This is a genomic window from Oceanisphaera profunda, from assembly GCF_002157895.1.
Classification (GTDB): domain Bacteria; phylum Pseudomonadota; class Gammaproteobacteria; order Enterobacterales; family Aeromonadaceae; genus Oceanimonas; species Oceanimonas profunda.
This window is the reverse complement of sequence record NZ_CP021377.1, coordinates 1,715,436-1,737,483: the sequence shown is the minus strand read 5'-3', so window position 1 is coordinate 1,737,483 and position 22,048 is coordinate 1,715,436. Positions and strand designations below refer to the sequence as shown.

Here is a 22,048-nt window from a genome sequence, read left to right as displayed (position 1 = left end):
AAACCACTGAAAAATAGGGATCAGATCTGAAAGGAATTTTTATTCGCAAGGGCAAACCAGCGGGTCGGATCTGCTGCTTATGCCGTCATCCGGTTGCACGTCAGGATCTCGCTCTTAGGTTTTCACTGATTGGCGATCACTTGTCGTAGGTAAAAAGAAACGCGGCAGTGAGTCTCACAGCCGCGTTTTTATGTTTAACTTACAGCGTATCGCGTAAAGCGTATGGCTACTTTTTAGTAGGGCGAGGCCAGTTCTTAATATGACGCTGGGGGACGCGGGTGATCACCAGTTCATCTTCGGCGACGTCTTTGGTCACCGTAGAGCCGGCACCCAAGGTGGCGTTTTTACCGATGCGTACTGGGGCCACTAACTGGGTATCGGAGCCGACGAACACGCCATCTTCGATGATGGTTTGAAACTTGTTCACACCATCGTAGTTACAGGTAATGGTACCGGCGCCAATATTCACACCGTCGCCAATCTCGGCATCGCCTAAATAGCTTAAGTGACCGGCCTTAGAGCCTTTGCCTAAGCGGGTTTTCTTGATCTCGACGAAGTTACCCACATGGGCATCTTCGCCCAGTACCGCACCTGGGCGTAAACGCGCGAAGGGGCCGGCAGAGCTGGCGCACCCTAGTTCGGCTTGCTCGATAATGGAGTAGGGCTTAACGATGGCATCATCACCAATCACACAGTCTTTAAGAATGGCGCCAGCACCAATAACTACGCGGTTACCTAGGGTTACCTTACCTTCGATGATCACATTTACATCAATGGTGACTTCTTCGCCTACTGTTAGCTCGCCGCGTAGGTCGAAGCGCGCCGGATCTAATAAAGTGACGCCATCTCGCATTAAGCGCTCCGCCTGCATTTTTTGATAGGCGCGCTCTAATCCTGCTAATTGCACGCGATCGTTGGCACCTTCCACCTCAGCAGTGGAGGCTGGGTGCACAGTAGCAATCTCACAGCCGTCAGCATGGGCCATGGCGAAGATATCGGTCAGGTAGTATTCACCTTGAGCATTATTGTTATTTAACGCCCCTAACCAGCGCTTTAACAGCTTAGCTTCGGCAACCAACACACCGGTGTTCACTTCGTTAATCAACAACTGCTCGGCATTGGCATCTTTTTGCTCGACAATGCCCACTACCTTGCCATGTTCACGCACGATACGACCATAACCGCTGGGGTTATCTAACTTCACGGTGAGCAGACCTACGCCGCCAACGGGCTTAGCCGCCAGTAGCGCTTTTAAGGTATCTGGCTGTAATAAGGGGGTATCACCATAGAGCACTAATACGTCATCGCTATCATTGATTTCAGGTAGCGCTACGGCTACTGCATGGCCGGTGCCTAGCTGCTCTGCCTGATGCACCCAGCTTAAATTAGGCTCAGTAATGCGGGCTTTCAATTGCTCAGCACCATGGCCATACACCAAGTGAATACCGTCTACCGCACAGGCCTGTGCCGCCGCTATTACATGGCTGACCATAGGGCGATGCGCCACCGGATGCAGCACCTTGGGTAAAGAAGAACGCATGCGGGTACCTTTACCCGCTGCTAAGATCACAGCCTGTGTTGTCATTGGATTTCCCGTTAATATTTTATGTGAAACGTTAAGAGTGAAGAGTAAAGGGGAGAGCCTTAGGTATTGTGTACCTCTTCACCCTTTACACTTAACTCTTTGCCGTATTTAATAAAAAAAAAGCGACCCTAAGGTCGCTTTTTTAGGTGCAAGTAACAAGCACCTTATCTTTTCAGCAACTGCAACACGCGCAGCTGCGCCATGGCGCGAGCCAGATCGGCGGCCGCTTCGGCATAGTTCACATCATGAGAGGAACTTTGCAACTTAGCTTCTGCCGCTCGTTTGGCTTCTTCTGCCTTGGCTAGATCCAGATCTTCGGCGCGAATAGCAGTGTCGGCTAATACTTTGACACTGCTGTTCTGCACTTCCAGCATACCGCCAGAAATATACAGAACTTCTTGTTGACCAGACACAGTGACGTATTGCACCAAGCCTGGACGAATCGACGTCAACAAGGGGGCATGTCCGTAACGGATCCCCAATTCACCCTCAGAGCCGGAAACCGTCACCGCTTGCACAGTACCAGAGTATAAACGCTCTTCGGCACTAACAATCTCGAGATGAAAGCTAAAATCGGCCATCAGGTTCTCCTTCGCGGCTTACAGTTTCTTGGCTTTCTCGACGGCTTCGTCGATAGAGCCAACCATGTAGAACGCCTGCTCTGGCAGCGAGTCGTAATCACCGTCTAAAATACCTTTAAAACCACTAATGGTATCTTTCAGTGACACGTACTTGCCCGGTGCACCGGTAAATACTTCTGCCACGAAGAAAGGCTGAGACAGGAAACGCTCGATTTTACGGGCGCGAGATACGGTTTGCTTGTCGTCTTCTGACAGCTCATCCATACCCAAGATGGCGATGATGTCTTTCAGCTCTTTATAGCGCTGTAACACAGTCTGCACGCCACGGGCTACCGCGTAATGCTCTTCACCAACAACCTGTGGATCCAGCTGACGGCTGGTTGAGTCCAACGGATCAACGGCTGGGTAGATACCCAAAGCAGCAATCTGACGGCTCAATACTACGGTTGCATCTAAGTGAGCAAAAGTAGTAGCAGGTGATGGATCCGTCAAGTCATCCGCAGGTACGTATACCGCCTGCACAGACGTGATGGAACCAGTCTTGGTTGAAGTGATACGCTCTTGCAGGATACCCATCTCTTCAGCCAGTGTTGGCTGATAACCTACTGCTGAAGGCATACGGCCCAACAGTGCAGATACTTCAGTACCGGCCAAGGTGTAACGATAGATATTATCTACGAAGAACAGTACGTCACGGCCTTCATCACGGAATTTTTCCGCCATGGTCAGACCGGTCAGTGCTACGCGCAAACGGTTTCCTGGTGGCTCGTTCATCTGACCATAAACCAACGATACCTTATCGATAACGTTAGAATCAGTCATCTCGTGATAGAAGTCGTTACCTTCACGAGTACGCTCACCCACACCGGCGAATACAGAATAACCACTGTGCTCGATGGCGATGTTACGGATAAGTTCCATCATGTTTACGGTTTTACCAACACCGGCACCACCGAACAGACCTACTTTACCGCCTTTGGCGAACGGACAAACCAAGTCGATTACCTTGATGCCGGTTTCTAACAACTCAGAGCTGTTTGACTGCTCTTCGTAGCTAGGAGCTGAACGGTGGATAGACCAACGCTCTTCTTCACCGATAGGACCTTTCTCGTCGATTGGGTTACCCAGCACGTCCATGATACGACCCAGAGTCGAAGTACCTACTGGTACTTTGATTGGGTTGTTGGTGCGCTCGATTTCTAAACCACGGCGTAAACCGTCGGAAGAACCCATAACGATACAGCGTACAACGCCGCCGCCAATTTGCTGCTGCACTTCCAGGACTAAGCCCTGGCTTTGGCCTTCAGTCGTGATCTTCAACGCTTCATAAACGCGAGGAACTCCGTCTTGCGGAAATTCCACGTCTACTACGGCGCCGATGATTTGGACTATGATACCCTTACTCATGTCGAATCCTCTAAACCTTTGAATACCCTTGCCTTTATACGGCACCGGCCCCAGCAACAATCTCACTTAGCTCTTGGGTAATCGCCGCCTGACGGGCTTTGTTATACACCAATTGCAGTTCGTCTATCATGTCACCGGCGTTGTCGGTAGCGGCTTTCATTGCCACCATACGTGCAGCCTGCTCACTGGCGAGGTTTTCTACCACGCCCTGATACACTTGTGCTTCCACAAAACGTACCAACAGCTTGTCTAATAATGACTTAGGATCGGGTTCGTAAATATAATCCCAGCTGTGGGTGGCCACCGATTCTTCCGCGGCGGGTAAGGGCAACAGTTGATCGATCGTGGGTGTCTGTACCATGGTGTTTTCAAACTTGTTGTACACCAAATACAGTCTGTCTATCTCACCCGTGTTGTACGCTTCAAGCATCACGGTGACGGAGCCAATCAACTCAGACAGCGATGGGTTATCACCCAAACCGCTCTTTGAAGCGATGACTTTACCGCCATAGCGTTTAAAAAAGCCGACCGCCTTGCTACCGATTAGACCCAGATCAATTTCTGCGCCTTGCTCGGACCATGCCTTCATGTTGATGAGGGCTTGTTTGAACAGGTTAGTGTTCAGACCACCACACAGGCCCCGATCGGTTGAGATAATAATAAAACCAACGCGCTTAACTTCACGGTCGTCCATGTAAGGGTGCTTGTATTCTAAGTTCCCTTGCGCGACGTTACCGATCACATTGCGTATGGTTTCAGCGTATGGGCGGCTGTGGTCCATTCGATCCTGCGCTCTGCGCATTTTCGAGGCGGCCACCATCTCCATAGCGCTGGTGATCTTCTGAGTGTTTTTGACACTCCCGATCTTGCTACGTATTTCTTTTGCGCCGGCCATGTCGCTTCTCCAATTCAAGTGGCAGCAAACGCTGCCACATGGTTACCAGGACTGGGTAGCCTTGAAGCTATCCAGCAACGCAGTCAGCTGAGCCACAACGTCTTTGTTGTAGTCACCTTTCTCGTTGATGTCTGCCATGGTGGCAGCATGTTCTGAATCGGCATAAGCGAGCAGGGCAGCTTCGAACGTAGTGATGAGGTTTAACTCAACATCGTCCAAATAACCGTTTTCAGCGGCAAACAACACCAAACCCTGTTCTGCAACAGACATTGGGCGATATTGCTTTTGCTTCATTAGCTCGGTTACTTTCTGGCCGTGATCCAGCTGCTTGCGCGTAGCTGCATCGAGGTCAGAAGAGAACTGAGCAAAAGCTGCTAATTCGCGGTACTGAGCCAAAGCGGTACGAATACCACCAGACACTTTCTTGATAAGTTTGGTCTGTGCAGCACCACCAACACGAGATACAGAGATACCTGGATCAACAGCAGGGCGAATGCCTGAGTTAAACAGCTCTGTGGTCAAGAAAATCTGACCATCTGTGATGGAAATTACGTTAGTCGGTACAAACGCAGATACGTCACCGGCTTGAGTTTCGATGATAGGCAACGCGGTCAAAGAACCGGTTTTGCCTGTCACTTCGCCCTTGGTGAAACGTTCTACATACTCAACCGATACGCGAGAGGCACGCTCTAGCAGACGGGAGTGCAAGTAGAAAACGTCACCTGGGTAAGCTTCACGACCTGGCGGACGACGCAGCAACAGTGAGATCTGACGGTAAGCAACGGCCTGTTTAGACAGGTCATCGTATACGATCAGTGCATCTTCACCGCGGTCACGGAAGAATTCACCCATGGCGCAACCGGAGTAAGGCGCCAAGTACTGCAGTGCTGCAGACTCAGAAGCAGAAGCCACTACTACGATAGTGTTGGCCAGTGCGCCATGCTCTTCCAGCTTACGTACTACGTTAGAAATGGTGGACGCTTTTTGGCCGATGGCCACGTACACACACTTAACGCCAGAGTCTTTCTGGTTGATGATGGCATCAACTGCTAACGCAGTTTTACCAACCTGACGGTCACCGATGATCAGCTCACGCTGACCACGACCTACAGGGATCATGGCATCAACGGCTTTATAGCCAGTTTGCAGTGGCTCATCTACCGATTGACGGTCGATTACGCCTGGTGCAATCATTTCTACTGGAGAGAAGGTATCGGCAACAATGGCGCCTTTACCGTCGATTGGCTCACCCAAGGTGTTAACCACACGACCCAGCAGGTTACGACCCACTGGCACTTCCAAGATACGACCAGTAGAACGTACCTTCATGCCTTCGGCCAGATCCGTATACGGACCCATTACCACGGCACCTACGGAGTCACGCTCTAAGTTCAATGCCAAAGCGTACAAGCCGCCTGGCAGTTCGATCATTTCGCCTTGCATGATATCAGCAAGGCCGTGAACACGGATAATACCGTCACTTACAGAGACGATAGTACCTTCGTTTCGTGCTTCACTGACAACGTTGAATTGCTCGATACGCTGTTTAATCAGCTCGGCAATTTCAGTTGAATTCAGTTGCATGCTCTATTCCCCAATCAAGATTGCAGCGTTTCAGCCAAGCGGGACAGCCTGCCCCGAACACTTCCGTCGATTACTAAGTCACCGGCAGTAATAATAATGCCGGCCATCAGTGCTTTATCGACACTGCAATTCAGCTTCACTTTGCGATCTAAGCGCTTTTCAAGTGAGGCTTGAATCTTGGCCATTTGTTGCTTAGTCAGTTTGGCGGCAGAAACCACATTGGCTTCTACTTCCCGGTCTTGTTCTGCCTTCAGTGCGGCAAACTCTAAGACCACTGCTGGCAACACACTCAAGCGTCCGTTTATGGCCATTACCCTTATCAGGTTCTGGCCTTGCTCATCGAGCTGATCGCCACAGACAGCCAAAAACAAGTCGGCCATCTTTTCCGCGTTCAGATTGCTGTTGATAAGGTCTTCCACTTGCGAGTCGCTTGCTACTTCTGCAGCAAAACCCAGCATGGTTAACCATTTATCAACCGCTTTTTTCTCAACGGCAAAATCGAAAGCTGCTTTGGCATAGGGGCGAGCAATGGTTTTCATTTCCATAGCTCTATGTCCCTTACAGTTCAGCTACTACTTTCTCAACAATGTCGCTATTAGCAGCGGCATCAATTTGACGCTCGAGGATTTTTTCTGCACCCGCCAAGGCAAGAGCAGCAACCTGCTTACGCAGTTCCTCTTTGACACGGTTGCGTTCGGCTTCAACTTCAGCCTGAGCCTGTGTCAGAATTTTTTCACGTTCGGCTTGCGCTTCACGTGTAGCATCCTCGACGATCTGCGCCTTACGCTTATTCGCCAACTCAACAATGTGAGCAGACTGTAGCTTGGCTTCTTTTAACTGTTCGGCTGCATTGTTTTTCGCCAGGGCCAAATCTTTCTTGGCATTCTCCGCTGAAGATAATCCTTCGGCGATTTCTTTCTGACGAGCTTCAATGGCGCCCATAATCGGGGCCATACAAACTTCATGCAAAACCAAACGAAGACAATAAAGGCGACCGTTTGACCGAGGATTGTTGCGTTCATATTCATCGCAACTCTCCTTTTAAATAGTTAACAGACTGATTGACAGACCGAGGCATTAAGCAGCAACGGCGAAAATCAGGTACAAAGCCATACCAACGGTGATCATTGGGATAGCGTCAACCAGGCCAACTACGATAAAGAAGTTAGTACGCAAAGCTGGCAGCATGTCAGGCTGGCGAGCAGCACTTTCCATGAACTTACCACCCAGCATAGAAATACCGATAGATGCAGCGATAGCGGCGAAGCCCAACATAACGGCGGCAGCGATGTAGATCATTTCCATTTTTATTTCTCCAAATATTAGCGGTTTAACGACTGCTTGTTAAAGTATTGTTATCTTTTATTATTAATGCTCTTCAGACGCCATTGATAAGTAAACAACAGACAAGATCATGAAGATGAAAGCCTGCAAGGTGATTATCAATATATGGAAAATCGCCCAAGGCACATTAAGGGCCCATTGAGACCACCAAGGTAACAAGCCTGCGATCAAGATGAAGATCATCTCACCCGCATACATGTTACCGAACAGTCGCAAACCTAAAGAGATAGGCTTAGCGATCAGTGATACGGTCTCAAGCACCAAGTTAACAGGGATCATTGACCAATGGTTTAGTGGTTGCAGTGTCAGCTCTTTAATAAAGCCAGACACGCCTTTCTCTTTGATACTGAAGTAAATAATCAAAAAGAACACACCAAATGCCATGGACATGGTGATGTTAACATCGGCGGAAGGAACAACCCTCAGGTAAGGAACACCGAGCAATTGTGCGCCATAAGGCAGTAAGTCGACCGGTAGTAAGTCCATTGCGTTCATCAAGAAAACCCAGACAAAAATGGTTAGCGCCAACGGGGCCACTAACTTACTTTTACCATGGAAGACGTCTTTAACGGCTGTATCTACAAAGCCCACTAACAGCTCAACGGCACATTGCAACTTGCCGGGTACGCCACTGGTTGCACGAACAGCAACCTTGTGAAATAACCACAAGAACAGCATTCCCAGGACAACGGAAACAAGCAAAGAATCGATATTTAACGCCCAAAAACCCGAACCAACCTGTAAATGTGTCAGGTGGTGTGAGATATAACCTTGGGAAGTTAAGACATCTCCTGTTGCAGCCATGTGTTTTCCTAGTAACGGTTGTTGAGAGTGAACGAAACAATCCACTGCATCAGCAATGCTGTGATGTAAGCAGCAAACAGAGGTGCGTGTAGCACTTCCATAAACTTGAGCGCTATCGTAAACAACAAGATAGTGCTACCAAACTTAATCCCAGCCCCGCTGTAAAAGTCCGCCATCACGCTGTCTGGCGTTGCCTGCTTCGCCGTAAAGGCAAACACACGCACGCTAAACAAGCATTGGGGAACCCAGTAGATTCCGCCCCCAAAAAGGGCAGAACGAGCGGCTGCCTCACCCTGTAAGTAAAAAAACAGGGTAGCAACAGCCACAATCAAGAGTAATTGACAACTCAAACTCACCAGCGCCAGTTGCTTGTCGCTCAGGTGCTGCTTCACTTGTTCCACAAAAACTCCTGATACAGTTAGGGGCTTATTGGCCACACATATCGAGATAGATAGGCGTTGTCAGTTAAGCCCCAAAAAAGCAGGTCAAATTATACCCGTGCTTGGCGTAAAAGCAATTGCAGTAAGCCCTTATTTTCACAGCTTAAGTGCTGGCATTTAGCTATTACTCATGGATATTAACTGTTTGTTTACATCGAGTAACTTAAAGATCAGCTTGGTCATTAATTCCGAAGAAATGACTGATTTTATCCAACTCATTCAAAGAGTTATAAGATATAACCAACTTGCCTTTATCTTTGTTAGTCGACTTTATCTCTACCTTAGCGCCGAGTTTGGATCCAATTTCTTGCTCAAGTTGGCTCATTAGCAAGGATCTGGGTTGCTCCAAGGGCACTTTTTTCGGGTTTTGACTTTGTTTGACCAAACGCTCAGTTTCACGAACTGTGAGGCCTTTTTGCGCCACAAGGCGTGCTAATTCAGTTTGTTGCTCGCCGGTAATGGCCAATAACGCGCGCGCATGGCCCATTTCTAATGAGCCATGTTCAACCAATTGTTTCACTTCGTCGTTCAATTGCGCCAAACGCAAGAGGTTAGAAACCGCACTGCGACTCTTGCCCACGGCTTCGGCGACCGACAGATGCGTAAAGCCAAATTCTTCAATCAAACGAGATAAAGCGCGCGATTCTTCAATCACGTTTAAGTCTTCACGCTGAATGTTTTCGATCAGGCCAATGGCCATGGCTTCTTGGTCGGCCACGTCTTTAATCAGACAAGGTACTTGGCTTAAGCCCGCCATGCGTGCTGCTCGCCAGCGACGCTCACCGGCTAAGATCTCATAGCCGCCCTCACTGACGGGCCGCACTATGATGGGTTGAATAATGCCTTGTTGGCGAATTGAAGTGGCCAATTCTTCCAGTGCCACCTGAGACATGTCGCGCCGCGGCTGGTATTTACCCGGTCGTAGTTCATGTAAGCCTAAACTTTGCAGCTCACCGTGCGCATCGGGTTGCGAATGGGTATCGGCCTGCTGTTGACGCACATTGGCCGCCGAGCTGGTGCTCAGTAGCGCATCCAAACCTTTGCCCAAACCCCGTCGTTTCATGTTCATGCTAGTTGTTCCGAAGTTTCATTAGAATCTAAAGACAATTCCTCGCGGCGCAATATTTCTCCTGCCAGCGCCAAATAGGCTTTAGCGCCCAAAGAAGATTTATCGTAATGCATGGCAGGCTGGCCGAAGCTGGGCGCCTCGGCTAGGCGCACGTTGCGCGGGATCACGGTGCGATACACCTTGTCACCAAAATGGGTTTTAAGCTGATCAGAAACATCACTCGATAGCCGATTACGATGATCGTACATCGTGCGTAATATGCCCTCGATTTTTAAGTCATGATTCACTACTGCTGCCAGTTTACTGATGGTATCCACCAAGGCGGTTAAGCCTTCCAGCGCGAAATACTCGCATTGCATGGGCACCAATACCGAATCTGCCGCAGACATGGCGTTCACGGTTAACAGGTTTAGCGAAGGAGGGCAGTCGATAAAAATATAATCGTAATAATCACGCACCGGAGCCAGCGCCGTGCGCAGGCGTGTTTCGCGGGCAAACACTTCCATCAACTTGATTTCGGCGGCGGTCACATCACCATTGCCCGCCACCAGGTGATAGCCACCGCTGGTTTCTCTTTCAACCACTTGCTCGATGGGCACTTGATCCACTAACAGCTCATAGGCGGTATTAGGCACCTGATATTTATCGATGCCGCTGGCCATAGTGGCGTTGCCTTGCGGATCCAGATCTATCACCAGTACCTTGCGCTTGGTTGCAGCCATGGAGGCTGCCAAGTTGACACAGGTCGTAGTTTTACCCACGCCCCCTTTTTGGTTGGCAATGGCGATGACTTTTCCCACCGAACACCTCTATTGGCTAGCTAAGATTTTGTGATCTTATGCGGTTAAGTTTTGCAGGATGGTAATTATATACTGCGTTAACAACTACTTAGATTGACTAACTTGCTTTAGCACCACCAAGTGTCGCTCTCCGTCTTGCTCGGGCACGATTAAGGCGTAAACCTTATCCAACTGCAGGTGAGCAGGCAATGATTGTAGCTCCTGCTCGGGATATTGTCCTTTGAGCGCCAAGAAACGGCCTTCAGGGCCCGGCAGATGTGCGCACCAGCTTACCATGTCATCCAGTGAAGCAAAGGCTCGACTTAGCACGCCATCAAATTTTTGTTCGGGCTGGTAGGCCTCCACACGACTTTCAACGGCGGTGACGTTGGTCAGCCCCAAATGATGAATAACCATACGGATAAAACGAATGCGCTTGCCGAGACTGTCAAGCAACACAAATTCTTTATCCGGATTCATGATAGCCAGCGGTAAGCCGGGCAAGCCAGGACCGGTGCCCACATCGATAAAGCGGGTACCTTCCAGATAGGGGCTAACCACTAAGCTGTCGACCATATGGCGGCCGACCATGGCGAGAGGGTCACGCACCGAGGTCAAATTAAAGGCCTTGTTCCACTTGTCGAGCAGCGTCACCAGCGTGACTAACTGCTCCACTTGTTGCTCGGTGACTGCCAGCTCTGTTTGAGCCAGTAAACGCGCTAGGGTGCTTGTTAATTGTTCTTTCATGTTATTTATTTACGCCAATGTCTTACGCTGATTTGCGCAGCAAGCCACGTTTTTTAAGGTGAACCAACAAAATTGAAATCGCCGCCGGGGTGATACCCGGGGTACGCGAGGCAATGCCTAAGGTTTCAGGTTTCGCTTGGTTAAGCTTAATGATCACCTCAGTGGACAGGCCTGGGACTTCTTGATAATCCAAGTCCAGTGGCAAGTGGGTGTTTTCATTGCGCAGCTGCTTTTGGATTTCGCCTTTCTGGCGCTCGATGTAACCCGCATATTTAACCTGAATTTCAACTTGCTCAGCCGCTTGCTCGTGGCTAATGCCCGGACCTATGCCGTCCACCGACATCAAGGTCGGATAGTCCAGCTCAGGGCGGCGTAACAGCTCTTCCAAGGTGTGTTCTTTGCTTAACGGATTTTTTAGTAATTCATTCAAGCTGGCAGCCGACGCATGCACCGGATTTACCCAGTTATCCCGCAGACGTTGGGTTTCTTTGGTGATCTGCTCCATTTTGTCACAGAACAGCGCCCAGCGATGATCGTTCACCAAGCCTAACTCTCGGCCCGCTTCGGTCAAACGCAGATCGGCGTTGTCTTCACGCAGCAGCAGACGATATTCAGCGCGGCTGGTAAACATGCGGTAGGGCTCTTTGGTGCCGAGTGTGGACAAGTCGTCCATCATCACGCCCATATAGGCCTGATCACGACGTGCTGACCACGGCTCTTTGCCAAAGGCGCGTAGCGTGGCGTTAAGGCCTGCCAGCAAACCTTGGGCCGCCGCTTCTTCGTAGCCGGTGGTGCCGTTGATCTGTCCGGCAAAAAACAAGTTATGTAAATACTTGTTTTCCATGTTGATCTTTAAGTCTCGAGGATCGAAGTAATCATATTCGATGGCATAACCGGGCCGCATGATGTGCGCCTGCTCAAAACCTTTGATCGAACGTACGATCTGTAACTGCACGTCAAACGGCAAGCTGGTAGAGATCCCATTTGGGTACAGCTCTGTGCTGGTTAGGCCTTCAGGCTCGACGAAGATCTGGTGCGACGTTTTATCGGCAAAGCGCATGATCTTATCTTCGATCGATGGGCAATAGCGCGGACCGATCCCTTCGATCACACCAGCATACATGGGGCTACGATCCAAATTTTTGCGGATCACATCATGAGTTTTTTCATTGGTGTGGGTGATGTAACAGGGGATCTGTCTGGGTTGATCCGCTCGGCTACCAATAAACGAAAATACTGGGGTCGGGTTATCACCAGGTTGAGTTTGCATCACCGAAAAATCCACGCTATTGGCGTCAATGCGTGGTGGAGTACCGGTTTTTAGTCGGTCAATACGCAGCGGTAATTCACGCAAGCGTTGAGCCAAGGCGGTGGAAGGGGGATCCCCTGCACGACCGCCCTTGTAATGATCCATGCCGATGTGGATCAAGCCGTTTAAAAACGTACCCACGGTGAGCACCACGGTTTTGGCTCTAAATCTTAAGCCGGTTTGGGTAATCACCCCCACCACCGTCTCGCCTTCGAGGATCAAGTCATCACAAGCTTGCTGGAAGATCTTTAAATTAGGCTGATTCTCTAACCGAGTACGCACGGCTTGACGATACAGCTGACGATCCGCTTGTGCACGGGTCGCTCTTACTGCGGGCCCTTTGGACGCATTGAGGGTACGAAACTGGATCCCGGCGTTATCCGCTGCCATGGCCATGATCCCGCCTAGAGCATCGATCTCTTTGACCAAATGGCCTTTGCCAATGCCACCGATGGCGGGATTGCAGGACATTTGTCCCAAAGTATCAATGTTATGGGTCAATAACAGGGTGTTTGCTCCCATACGAGCAGCGGCAGCGGCGGCTTCTGTGCCGGCATGGCCACCGCCAACAACGATGACATCAAACGATTCTTCATAATGCATAACGGATACTCTTGAAACAAGCAGGTGTAAGGATCCCGAAGGCCGATCATTTTAGCTGTTTTACGACTGAGATGGAAATGCGATCGAGAGGATCTTTGCTGTGCTTAATAGATCTTAGATCTCTAGAGAGATCTTCTATTATGACTACTACTAGTGATCCTCTTTTCTGTGAGTAAGGCGTTTTTGATCTTAAAGATCATAAGCTTAAGTACGATCTCTACCTGTGTACAACCTTTAGTTAGATCCCCTTAGACCCGTGGGTAACTAGCCTAGTTATACACAGGCACTACCAGTGAAATATTTAATTAAGAGGATAACTATAGGTTTAACACCGGTTTCAAGCATAGTTATACACAAGTGAGGAAAAGGACGGGATCAATAACAACACTAAATTGAGGAGGAGATCTGTTGATAACTTGGTGGAAAGAATTTATCCACAGCGGGGATCCCATGTATAAACCGATCCCCTCAAGAGGTCTAATTAATAGATCTATTGCTTAGTTAACCAGAGATCGAGCCATTTTTTTGCGATCATCTCCGGTGGATCGGCCAAACTCACGTCTATCTTGAGTTGATCTTCTAGACGAGTAGCACCGAGTAGGTTGAGTCGATGATCCAGTGTTTCTATGGCTTGGCAGAACGTATCGTAGGCAGAATCACCTAAACCCACTGCTAAGTAGTTAAGGCCACTTAAATTTGGTGCTTGGTCAAGTAATTGCTGATAGAAAGGTTGAATATTTTCCGGAAGATCTCCGGCACCATGAGTAGAACAGATCAATAATAAGATATGCTCAAGGCTGATCAAGATGTGATCAACTTGGGGAGAAGTGTGAATAACAGTGTGATAACTATTTTGTTCTAGGATCTCCGCTAAGTCTGCTGCCAGATCCTCGGCCGCACCCAAAGTTGAGCCCACCAAGAGGGTTACCTGTTTCATATTGCTCCTAATAAAATAAAAAACTGGTGATTTTAGCACCATCATCTTAAATAGTCGGTGTAAGATAGAGCCTGGCAAGACCACTTTAGTCTAACTAAAGAGTCAAACCCACGGTCAATAAGGCGGGATCACGGGGTATTAAATGATAAAAAAACACAAATATTCCACCTTTAATTCATCAATGGCATTGACCGAAAACCCCATTCATATTTCAATAGAAGTGGGTCTCAACCACCAGCAGTATCCCGGCATAAGTGGTACCAAAAATAACAAGGAAGATATCGTGACGTATATTCATAACACCATCACCAAACTCAAACAGACCAGCCCAGCACAAGCTGAATTTTATCAGGCGGTAGAGGAGGTGCTGGAATCGTTACAGCCCATCCTTGAAACCAACGAAAAATATCAGCTGCATTCCATTATTGAACGTATCGTTGAGCCAGAGCGCCAACTGATGTTCAGAGTTCCTTGGGTTGATGACCAAGGTAAAGTACAGGTCAACAAAGGCTATCGTATTGAATTCAACTCGGCATTAGGTCCTTATAAAGGCGGCCTTCGTTTCCATCCCAGCGTTAATGCCAGCATCATCAAATTCCTTGGTTTTGAACAAATCTTTAAAAACGCGTTAACCGGTCTGCCTATTGGCGGCGGTAAAGGCGGCGCCAACTTTGATCCTAAAGGTAAGTCTGACGGCGAAATCATGCGTTTTTGTCAGTCTTTCATTAGTGAGTTATACCGCCACATTGGCCCAACTACCGATGTGCCCGCAGGTGACATTGGCGTAGGCGGGCGCGAAATTGGCTATATGTTTGGTCAATATAAGCGCTTAACCGGTAATTTCGATGGCGTATTCACTGGTAAGAGCCTGTTGTGGGGCGGTTCGTTAGCGCGTAAAGAAGCCACCGGTTATGGTTGCGTTTACTTTGCTCAGTATATGTTAGAAGACAAAGGCGATACCTTAGCGGGTAAACGCTGCTTAGTCTCTGGCGCGGGTAACGTGGCTATTTATACCATCGAAAAACTGTATCAATTGGGTGCTATCCCAGTGAGCTGTTCAGACTCTAGCGGAACCATTCACCATGAGTCCGGTATTAACTTAGATACCCTAAAAGAGCTGAAAGAAGTACGCCACGTTCGCTTGAATGAGTACTTAACCGCGCACCCTGATGCGACCTTTATTCCGGTGGCGGATTACCCTGCGGACGGTAATGCAGTGTGGCATTTAGCCGGCGCGCAATTGGCCTTCCCTTGTGCGACTCAAAACGAGCTTAACGAAGCTGACGCCAAAGCACTGGTGGCTAACGGCTGTATCGCTGTGTCTGAGGGGGCCAACATGCCTTCTACCCAAGATGCGGTAGAAGTGTTCTTGGGCGCTAAAATTCTTTATGGACCAGGTAAAGCTGCCAACGCGGGTGGCGTTGCGACCAGTCAGTTGGAAATGGCACAAAACGCTAGCATGCAGCGTTGGAGCTTTGAAGAAGTAGATGAAAAGCTCAAAGTTATCATGAAAAACATCTATCGCAATGCCAGCGAAACCGCCGCCGAATTCGGTGATCCAAACAACCTAGTGCTGGGCGCTAACATTGCCGGTTTCCGTAAAGTAGCGGATGCCATGATAGAGCAGGGCGTAGTTTAATTAACTGCTGTGAAGAGTGAGGGGTAAAGGGTGAAGAGGAAGAGATAGCACCGAGCGCCAAGCTAGAGCCGGCGTTCTTAGGCCGTCATCCTGACGAAAGTCAGGATCTTGATTTTGCCCTTTGCCAACGAAATTCTTCAATAAAAAAAGCCCCGAGCTTAATGGCTCGGGGCTTTTTATTTTTCTAATTTATGACGTTATTTTTGCTTCACGCTTCACGCTTCACGCTTCACGTATTGCTGCCGTTACTGCTATTTCTACCAGTAACTCTTCGCGTGCCATGGCACCTTCTACACAAGTGCGAGCAGGGGCGTGGCCTTTTGGTACCCAAGCATCCCACACCGCATTCATAGCAGCAAAATCCTTCATGGATTTTAAAAATATAGTGACCGTCAACATGTGTTCGCGGCTCGAGCCTGCTACTAAGAGTAATTCGTCCACTTTATCCAGCATGGTGACCGTTTGTTCGGTAATATCTTTACTGGCGTCTTTAGGCACTTGGCCACACAAATAGACGATGCCATTGTGTTTGACGATGCGGCTCATACGCTCGCTAGTTTGTTGGCGTTCTATAGTCATGACTGCTCCGGTTAGGTTTATAGAGAGAGCGCTAAGCGCCCGGCGCCGAGCACCAAGGAAAACAAAGACCTATCTCTTCTTTTAGCTCGGCGCTTGGTGCTAGGCGCTATCTTTTAGTACGCAAACCTTAACCTCTGAGCTGAGCTTGTAAACGTTTAATATCAATAAGGATGAAATAGTATGGCGGTGATCACGCAGCTCTACCTGTACCCACTGAAATCTGCGGCTGGATTAACCTCAAATGAGGCTTTTGTTACTTATGAAGGCTTACTGGGTGATCGTCGCTTTATGCTCGCCAAGCCCGATGGTCGTTTTATTAGCGCCCGTACTCATCCGCGATTACAGGGTATTCAGGTGCAGCCGGTGGCCGGCGGTTTAGATCTACACTTTAATTTACCCTACGGCGACGAGCACCCGTTAGCGGTACGTTATAGCGAGTTTTTACAGCAGCCCGTGACGGCCTCTGTGTGGGACGACACCTTTACCGCATTCAGTACCCATCCTTATTACGATGCGTGGTTTAGTGAGCTGTTGGGTGAAGCGGTGCAATTTATTTGGTTGGGTGAGTATTCTCAACGCTATCGCGAGCGCTTGGATACGGCGGTTAGCTTTGCCGATGGTTATCCGTTACTGCTGATCTCACAAGCCTCGGTAAACGATCTTAATTTGCGCGCCGATGCGCGGCTTGAGATGTCGCAGTTTAGGCCGAATCTGGTGGTATCAGAGACGCGGGCGTTTGAAGAAGATGGCTGGCGACGTATTCGTATCGGCGAAGTGGAGTTTGTGGTCGCTAAACCTTGTAGCCGTTGTGTGATGACTACCATCACACCTGGTACAGAACGTTTTAATGCGCTTAAAGAACCCTTAGCAACCTTGCTACGTTATCGGCACGGTAGCGATGGTGAGGTGTATTTTGGCCAAAATCTGATTGCGGTTAATGAAGGCATTATCCGCCAAGGAGATAAAGTTGAGGTCTTAGAATACGCCAGTACCGCGATTTACCCTGATGCGGCACCTAAGCGCCGTGAACTTATTTGCGTGGCACGGGAAGCACTTACCCCCGATATCGAAAGCTATTGGTTGGCGGCGAGCGATGGCAAAGCGTTACCTAATTATCAAGCGGGGCAGCATTTACCTATTGCCGTCGATATCGATGGTCAGCGCTATGTGCGCTACTACAGCCTCAGCTCCAGTCCTACTCAGGATGAGCGCTATGGTATTAGTGTGAAACGCCAGCCCGATGGCAAAGTCTCATCTTGGTTGGCGGAACACTTTCAACCGGGTAGAACGTTATTGGCGCATGCACCAGCCGGCGACTTCGTACTGCAAGCGGCGGATCGTTATTTGCTGTTATCGGCAGGCTCCGGTATTACGCCTTTGCTGTCTATGATCCGCGCATTAGCAGATAAAAAGCAGTTACATGATGTGGTGTTTATTCATGTATGTAGAACAGAGCAGGATATTCCTGCCGCCGCAGAGCTACAGCACTTGGCAGATAAGCATCCTGGCATGCTCCTGCAGTTTGTACTTACTCAACCTCAAGTAGGCGAGGGCGGTCGACTGACGCTGGGGCAATTGGCGGCTATCCCACAGTTACCAACACGCCAAACCTATCTCTGCGGCCCAGCCGGTTTTATGCAGCAAGCACGCAGCTGGTTATTAGCGTTAGGGTTACCCGCAACGCTGTTACAACAAGAGTACTTTGGTAGTCTGCAGCGCGAAGATGTTTCACGTGAAACACAGTCAGTCTCTATTCAAATTGGCGAACGTCGCTTTACCGGCAATAACCAGCGCGACTTACTGACTCAGGCCGAACAGCAAGGCATGACCTTGCCTTGGTCTTGCCGTGCCGGTATTTGTGGCAGCTGCAAGCAGCAGTTAGTATCTGGCGAAGTGGAACAACCGCCAGCCCCCGCGTTATCCGCAACCGAACGCGAAACCGGTATAGTCCTTACCTGTTGCTGTGTGCCGCTAACGGATGTGGTTTTGAAAATACGGTGAGGAGTGAAGGGTAAAGAGTGAAGGGAACAAGCTTTAAAAGCAGCACCAAGCACCAAGCTAAATAAAAGACGCTGTTTATCTTTACCTGATTACGTATGAACCTCAGCCATAATGCACCCTGTTTCGGTTTGTTCTTTGTAGCTGCCAAATTTATTCGGCAGGCCAGCTCTGCTGGCTGTTACTGAGGTTTTGATTTAAACAAAACACCAAACCGGGCCGAAGTCCTCTTCGCCGAAGAGACGGGCCTCTACAAGGTCAAAATACTAAATTGAGCCTCATGTTCTTTGCCGAAGATACGGCACCTCCCTGTGACCTATTGAATTCATTGGTACCGAGCTCTCTGAAACATGGCTGAGCTTTGTGGGTAATCAGGTATCTTTATGCCGTCATCCTGATACCGGATCAAGTCCGGCATGACGAAGTTTCAGGATCTCGTTCTACGACCTTAAAGACTCAAGACTAGGGATTATTTGCCACGGAAAAGAGCAGAAGAACACGGAACAATAGTGATCTTAACAGCAGCACCTAGCGCCAAGCTTAACAAAAGATGGTGTTTATATTTTAGCTCGGCGCTTGGTGCTTAGCGCTCGGCGCTGTTAATACTTGTCGCACGTGAACTGCGTCTGTGCGTTCCGTGTTCTTCCGTGGCATAAATAGCTCTGGCTCTAGATTTTAGAGACTTCTTCTCGATCTCTGCTTCAAGCTTACCTGCTCTTATGGTGTACGCCTCACCCAATACCCCTCACGGCCTAGCCGCTTCATCTACTAAGTAAAGAATGGACTCATAGTTGATACCGCTGTGATGGCTTAATCCGAGTTCACAGGTGCGGCTGTTACTGACACCTCGTGTGCAGCCAGACGGTACTTGCTGCTTTAAGGTGGCCAATGCCGAGGCGTTAAGCTCGGGTAGGGTAAAACCTTTATCACCAGCAAAACCGCAGCAGCTGATATGCTCTGGCACTATTACCGACGTCGCACAAAGCTTAGCTAACGCTAACATCTTGTCTGCCAGCCCCATCCGCTGACTGCTACAGGTAATGTGCAGCATCACAGTCTCATCAAGGGGCGAGAGTTGTAGTCGCTCCAAGGCATGCTCCATGATAAAGCTAACCGGCTCATAAACGGCTAGGTCTTGAGTAAAGCCATTCTTCTGTTCACCGAAGCTATCTTGGCTCAACTTGGCACAAGGGCTGGTGTCCATCAGTATCGGCCATTTACCTTGTTCTGATACCTGCCATAACTGTGCTTCCAGCTCCTGTATTTTCTCCGCTGCCAGCTCAAACATGCCTTTGCTTTGATAGGGCATGCCGCAACACAGACTATTCAGCGCTGCGGGTACGATGACCTCAAATCCTGCCTTGGTTAATACCGATAAGGTGATTTCAGTTAAGGAGCGAGGGTCGGTGGCGTGCGAAGATTGGCCGAGTGTGCGGCTGGCACAAGAGGGGAAATACACCACTTTATCGCTGCCAGTCGGTAGCCTTTGAAACTGCCTTTGCTCAGATTTGGTTAATTCTTTCTGCAGCTGATACGAGTTCGCCGCCGGTATTTCAGGAAACCACATCGGTAGCTTGTTACGACTAACACTGCGCAAGCTGCTATTTACGCGAGTCATCGCTTGGTTGCCTACTAACTTGCGGGCCAGATTAGCCGCATTCAAACCTATGCCTACTGCCTTAGTGGTGCCGGCAAAGTGTTGAGCCGTCCAACGCGCAATGGGCTGAAATTTCTGATAGCGGGCGGTGCGTAGCTTGCGCATCATGTCGCCGGTATTAATACCCACTGGGCAGCGCTGTTCGCATAAACCGGTGGCCGCGCAAGTATCAATCCCGTGATACTCAAATACCTGGGCTAAGCTGTCGTCGATTACTTCGTGATTAGCTTGGCGACGTTGTAGCTCACGATACAAGACGATGCGTTGGCGCGGCGTGAGGCTTAAATTCTTTGACGGGCAGACTGCCTCACAAAAGCCACACTCGATACATTTATCAACCAGCGGATCGGCGGCGGGTAGGGGTTTAAGATTTTTAAGGTGGGCTTGGTTATCTGAGTTAACAATCACCCCGGGGTTAAGAATACCTTGCGGATCAAACAGCGCTTTTATCTGCTGCACTAATTGGTAGCCGTCTTGTCCCCATTCCAACTCCACGAAGGGTGCCATATTGCGGCCCGTGCCATGCTCAGCTTTGAGTGAACCTTGATATTCCACAGCCACCAACTGAGTAACGGCCGCCATAAAATTACCGTAACGCTGGCGCTCTGTCTCGCTATCGAAGCCTTGGGTAAACACAAAGTGCAGGTTACCGGCCAAAGCGTGACCGAAGATAATGGCTTCGTGATAACCAAACTGTTCGAAGAGAGCGGTTAACTTACGCACTGCCGCCGCTAAATGTTTCACGTGAAACGCTACGTCTTCAATAACCACAGTAGTACCGGTTTCACGTATTGCTCCCACTGCAGGAAACATGCCTTTGCGCATGGCCCACAGATTAGCGCACAGCTTAGTATCTTGCGTAAACGCGACCTGCTCAAGCAGAGTGAAGTTCTTAATGGCGGCCATTGCTTGGGCACAGTTTTGCGTTAACTCGGCTTGAGTAGCGCCATGCACTTCTATTAATAGCGCCGCTGCTTCTAAATCTAAGGTCTGAATAAAGTCGGGCATGCCGGGCAGATTGGCAATGGAGCGCAGGGCGCGACCGTCCATTATCTCTACTGCCGCCACATTCGTGTTGGCTAATTCGGTGACCGCCAAGCAAGTACTTTCTATATCTGTATACACCAATAGGCAAGAGGCCTTAAAGGCATGATCGGGTACCGTGTGGTAACTAATGTCATTAATAAAGCCCAGCGTGCCTTCGGAGCCAATCATCAAGTGGGCCAGCATATCGAAGGGATCGGCAAAATCTAGTAAGGCATTTAGACTGTAGCCGGTGGTGTTCTTTAATCGGTACTTATGAAGAATACGCTCAGTTAAGGCTGGGTTGGCTAACACTTGCTGATGCAATGCTTGTAAGCCGCTGATTAACTGCGGCTGTAACTGAGCAAAGCGCGCCTTGCTTAAGGAGTCTCTGGTATCAAGATAGGTGCCATCGGCCAGTACTAGGCTGATTCCAGCTAGTGTGCGATAAGAGTTTTGGGCAGTGCCACAGCACATACCAGACGCATTATTAGCGGCAATGCCGCCAATTTTACAGCTATTAATAGACGCGGGATCTGGGCCTATCTTGCGCCCGAACGGCGCCAGATATTTATTGGCGTCCGCACCTATTACGCCTGGCTGTAACTTAATTATGGTCGCGTTTTCACTCATGGTGTGGCCGCGCCAGTCATCGGTTAAGGTGATCAGTACCGAGTCGGAAATGGCTTGGCCCGACAAACTGGTGCCTGCCGCGCGAAAGGTGCAATGAATGGCGTGCTCGCTACATAGCTGAAGTACCTGAACGACTTCTTCGGTGCTGCTTAAACGCAACACCATTTTAGGTAACAGTCGATAAAAACTGGCGTCTGTGCCCAGGGCTAAGCACAGCGCAGGATCGGTAATAATACGCGCTGCGGGTAATATATTGCGCAGTGCCGTTAGTAATACAGTGTAACGAGAGCCCATCAAAGTGCTTCCTTAGCTGTGCTTGCGCCTTATGATAAGGCCTGCTTATGATTCGGTCCTAACAAGGGTAAGTCTCAGTTTATTCTGATTTATCGACCACATCAGGTTAGGCTAGAGTAAGACAATCACTGTCGCGATTTT

18 protein-coding genes and 1 pseudogene are annotated in these 22,048 nt (G+C 49.3%); 2 read left to right on the top strand and 17 right to left on the bottom strand.

Features of this window, described 5'->3' with window-relative positions; genetic code table 11:
* Window positions 1–226 precede the first annotated feature (226 nt).
* From glmU to mioC, 15 genes and pseudogenes are all read right to left on the bottom strand, one after another.
* The gene (glmU, locus tag CBP31_RS07550) at window positions 227–1,585 is read right to left on the bottom strand and encodes a bifunctional UDP-N-acetylglucosamine diphosphorylase/glucosamine-1-phosphate N-acetyltransferase GlmU (protein ID WP_087035991.1); all 1,359 of its coding nucleotides are present in this window, start codon (window positions 1,583–1,585) and stop codon (window positions 227–229) included.
* A 164-nt stretch (window positions 1,586–1,749) separates the two neighbouring features.
* Window positions 1,750–2,166 (bottom strand): F0F1 ATP synthase subunit epsilon, encoded by a 417-nt coding sequence (locus CBP31_RS07545; protein WP_087035989.1) that lies wholly within the window; start codon window positions 2,164–2,166, stop codon window positions 1,750–1,752.
* Window positions 2,167–2,184: 18 nt separating this feature from the next.
* Entirely contained in the window at window positions 2,185–3,573 is a 1,389-nt protein-coding gene (gene atpD, locus CBP31_RS07540; RefSeq protein ID WP_087035987.1) for a F0F1 ATP synthase subunit beta, read from the bottom strand.
* Window positions 3,574–3,607: 34 nt separating this feature from the next.
* Window positions 3,608–4,468 (bottom strand): F0F1 ATP synthase subunit gamma, encoded by an 861-nt coding sequence (atpG, locus tag CBP31_RS07535; protein ID WP_087035985.1) that lies wholly within the window; start codon window positions 4,466–4,468, stop codon window positions 3,608–3,610.
* A gap of 42 nt (window positions 4,469–4,510) precedes the next feature.
* Window positions 4,511–6,052 carry a F0F1 ATP synthase subunit alpha gene (gene atpA, locus CBP31_RS07530; protein ID WP_087035983.1) on the bottom strand — a complete coding sequence of 514 codons (1,542 nt, stop codon included), beginning with the start codon at window positions 6,050–6,052 and terminating at the stop codon, window positions 4,511–4,513.
* Window positions 6,053–6,066: 14 nt separating this feature from the next.
* Window positions 6,067–6,597: a F0F1 ATP synthase subunit delta gene (atpH, locus tag CBP31_RS07525; RefSeq protein ID WP_087035981.1), complete on the bottom strand. Its 531-nt coding sequence runs from the start codon at window positions 6,595–6,597 to the stop codon at window positions 6,067–6,069.
* Between the two features lie 13 nt (window positions 6,598–6,610).
* Window positions 6,611–7,080 (bottom strand): annotated as a pseudogene (gene atpF / locus CBP31_RS07520) (F0F1 ATP synthase subunit B).
* A gap of 49 nt (window positions 7,081–7,129) precedes the next feature.
* Entirely contained in the window at window positions 7,130–7,357 is a 228-nt protein-coding gene (gene atpE, locus CBP31_RS07515; RefSeq protein ID WP_087035980.1) for a F0F1 ATP synthase subunit C, read from the bottom strand.
* A 63-nt stretch (window positions 7,358–7,420) separates the two neighbouring features.
* Window positions 7,421–8,200: a F0F1 ATP synthase subunit A gene (atpB, locus tag CBP31_RS07510; RefSeq protein WP_087035978.1), complete on the bottom strand. Its 780-nt coding sequence runs from the start codon at window positions 8,198–8,200 to the stop codon at window positions 7,421–7,423.
* Window positions 8,201–8,208: 8 nt separating this feature from the next.
* Entirely contained in the window at window positions 8,209–8,601 is a 393-nt protein-coding gene (locus tag CBP31_RS07505) for an ATP synthase subunit I (RefSeq protein WP_087035975.1), read from the bottom strand.
* A 202-nt stretch (window positions 8,602–8,803) separates the two neighbouring features.
* Window positions 8,804–9,709 (bottom strand): ParB/RepB/Spo0J family partition protein, encoded by a 906-nt coding sequence (locus CBP31_RS07500; protein WP_087035973.1) that lies wholly within the window; start codon window positions 9,707–9,709, stop codon window positions 8,804–8,806.
* Window positions 9,706–10,509, bottom strand: coding sequence for a ParA family protein (locus CBP31_RS07495; RefSeq protein WP_087035970.1), 804 nt, complete (start codon window positions 10,507–10,509; stop codon window positions 9,706–9,708). Before CBP31_RS07495 ends, CBP31_RS07500 begins: the two co-directional genes overlap by 4 nt.
* A gap of 84 nt (window positions 10,510–10,593) precedes the next feature.
* Window positions 10,594–11,235 carry a 16S rRNA (guanine(527)-N(7))-methyltransferase RsmG gene (gene rsmG / locus CBP31_RS07490; RefSeq protein WP_087035968.1) on the bottom strand — a complete coding sequence of 214 codons (642 nt, stop codon included), beginning with the start codon at window positions 11,233–11,235 and terminating at the stop codon, window positions 10,594–10,596.
* Window positions 11,236–11,257: 22 nt separating this feature from the next.
* Window positions 11,258–13,147: a tRNA uridine-5-carboxymethylaminomethyl(34) synthesis enzyme MnmG gene (gene mnmG, locus CBP31_RS07485; RefSeq protein WP_087035966.1), complete on the bottom strand. Its 1,890-nt coding sequence runs from the start codon at window positions 13,145–13,147 to the stop codon at window positions 11,258–11,260.
* A 490-nt stretch (window positions 13,148–13,637) separates the two neighbouring features.
* Window positions 13,638–14,084, bottom strand: coding sequence for an FMN-binding protein MioC (gene mioC, locus CBP31_RS07480; protein ID WP_087035964.1), 447 nt, complete (start codon window positions 14,082–14,084; stop codon window positions 13,638–13,640).
* 283 nt (window positions 14,085–14,367) lie between these two features.
* Here mioC and gdhA point away from each other — a divergent pair, with 283 nt between their 5' ends.
* Window positions 14,368–15,723, top strand: a complete 1,356-nt coding sequence (gene gdhA / locus CBP31_RS07475) for an NADP-specific glutamate dehydrogenase (protein ID WP_087038660.1) — start codon at window positions 14,368–14,370, stop codon at window positions 15,721–15,723.
* 222 nt (window positions 15,724–15,945) lie between these two features.
* Here gdhA and CBP31_RS07470 read toward each other — a convergent pair whose 3' ends face one another.
* Entirely contained in the window at window positions 15,946–16,302 is a 357-nt protein-coding gene (locus tag CBP31_RS07470) for a RidA family protein (protein ID WP_087035962.1), read from the bottom strand.
* 180 nt (window positions 16,303–16,482) lie between these two features.
* On the opposite strand from CBP31_RS07470, the gene CBP31_RS07465 reads away from it, so the two are divergent.
* A complete protein-coding gene (locus CBP31_RS07465; protein WP_087035960.1) occupies window positions 16,483–18,303 on the top strand; it encodes an MOSC domain-containing protein in 1,821 nt (606 codons plus the stop codon).
* Window positions 18,304–19,045: 742 nt separating this feature from the next.
* On the opposite strand, the gene CBP31_RS07460 is transcribed toward CBP31_RS07465, so the two are convergent.
* On the bottom strand, window positions 19,046–21,907 hold the full coding sequence (locus tag CBP31_RS07460) for an FAD-binding and (Fe-S)-binding domain-containing protein (RefSeq protein WP_087035958.1): 2,862 nt from the start codon (window positions 21,905–21,907) through the stop codon (window positions 19,046–19,048).
* Window positions 21,908–22,048: the final 141 nt, after the last annotated feature.

Bases quoted from the DNA above. Each gene is read 5' to 3' on its own strand.
- glmU (WP_087035991.1), bottom strand. From the start codon at position 1,585: ATGACAACACAGGCTGTGATCTTAGCAGCGGGTAAAGGTACCCGCATG.
- CBP31_RS07545 (WP_087035989.1), bottom strand. From the start codon at position 2,166: ATGGCCGATTTTAGCTTTCATCTCGAGATTGTTAGTGCCGAAGAGCGT.
- atpD (WP_087035987.1), bottom strand. From the start codon at position 3,573: ATGAGTAAGGGTATCATAGTCCAAATCATCGGCGCCGTAGTAGACGTG.
- atpG (WP_087035985.1), bottom strand. From the start codon at position 4,468: ATGGCCGGCGCAAAAGAAATACGTAGCAAGATCGGGAGTGTCAAAAAC.
- atpA (WP_087035983.1), bottom strand. From the start codon at position 6,052: ATGCAACTGAATTCAACTGAAATTGCCGAGCTGATTAAACAGCGTATC.
- atpH (WP_087035981.1), bottom strand. From the start codon at position 6,597: ATGGAAATGAAAACCATTGCTCGCCCCTATGCCAAAGCAGCTTTCGAT.
- atpE (WP_087035980.1), bottom strand. From the start codon at position 7,357: ATGGAAATGATCTACATCGCTGCCGCCGTTATGTTGGGCTTCGCCGCT.
- atpB (WP_087035978.1), bottom strand. From the start codon at position 8,200: ATGGCTGCAACAGGAGATGTCTTAACTTCCCAAGGTTATATCTCACAC.
- CBP31_RS07500 (WP_087035973.1), bottom strand. From the start codon at position 9,709: ATGAACATGAAACGACGGGGTTTGGGCAAAGGTTTGGATGCGCTACTG.
- rsmG (WP_087035968.1), bottom strand. From the start codon at position 11,235: ATGAAAGAACAATTAACAAGCACCCTAGCGCGTTTACTGGCTCAAACA.
- mnmG (WP_087035966.1), bottom strand. From the start codon at position 13,147: ATGCATTATGAAGAATCGTTTGATGTCATCGTTGTTGGCGGTGGCCAT.
- mioC (WP_087035964.1), bottom strand. From the start codon at position 14,084: ATGAAACAGGTAACCCTCTTGGTGGGCTCAACTTTGGGTGCGGCCGAG.
- CBP31_RS07470 (WP_087035962.1), bottom strand. From the start codon at position 16,302: ATGACTATAGAACGCCAACAAACTAGCGAGCGTATGAGCCGCATCGTC.
- CBP31_RS07465 (WP_087035960.1), top strand. From the start codon at position 16,483: ATGGCGGTGATCACGCAGCTCTACCTGTACCCACTGAAATCTGCGGCT.
- CBP31_RS07460 (WP_087035958.1), bottom strand. From the start codon at position 21,907: ATGGGCTCTCGTTACACTGTATTACTAACGGCACTGCGCAATATATTA.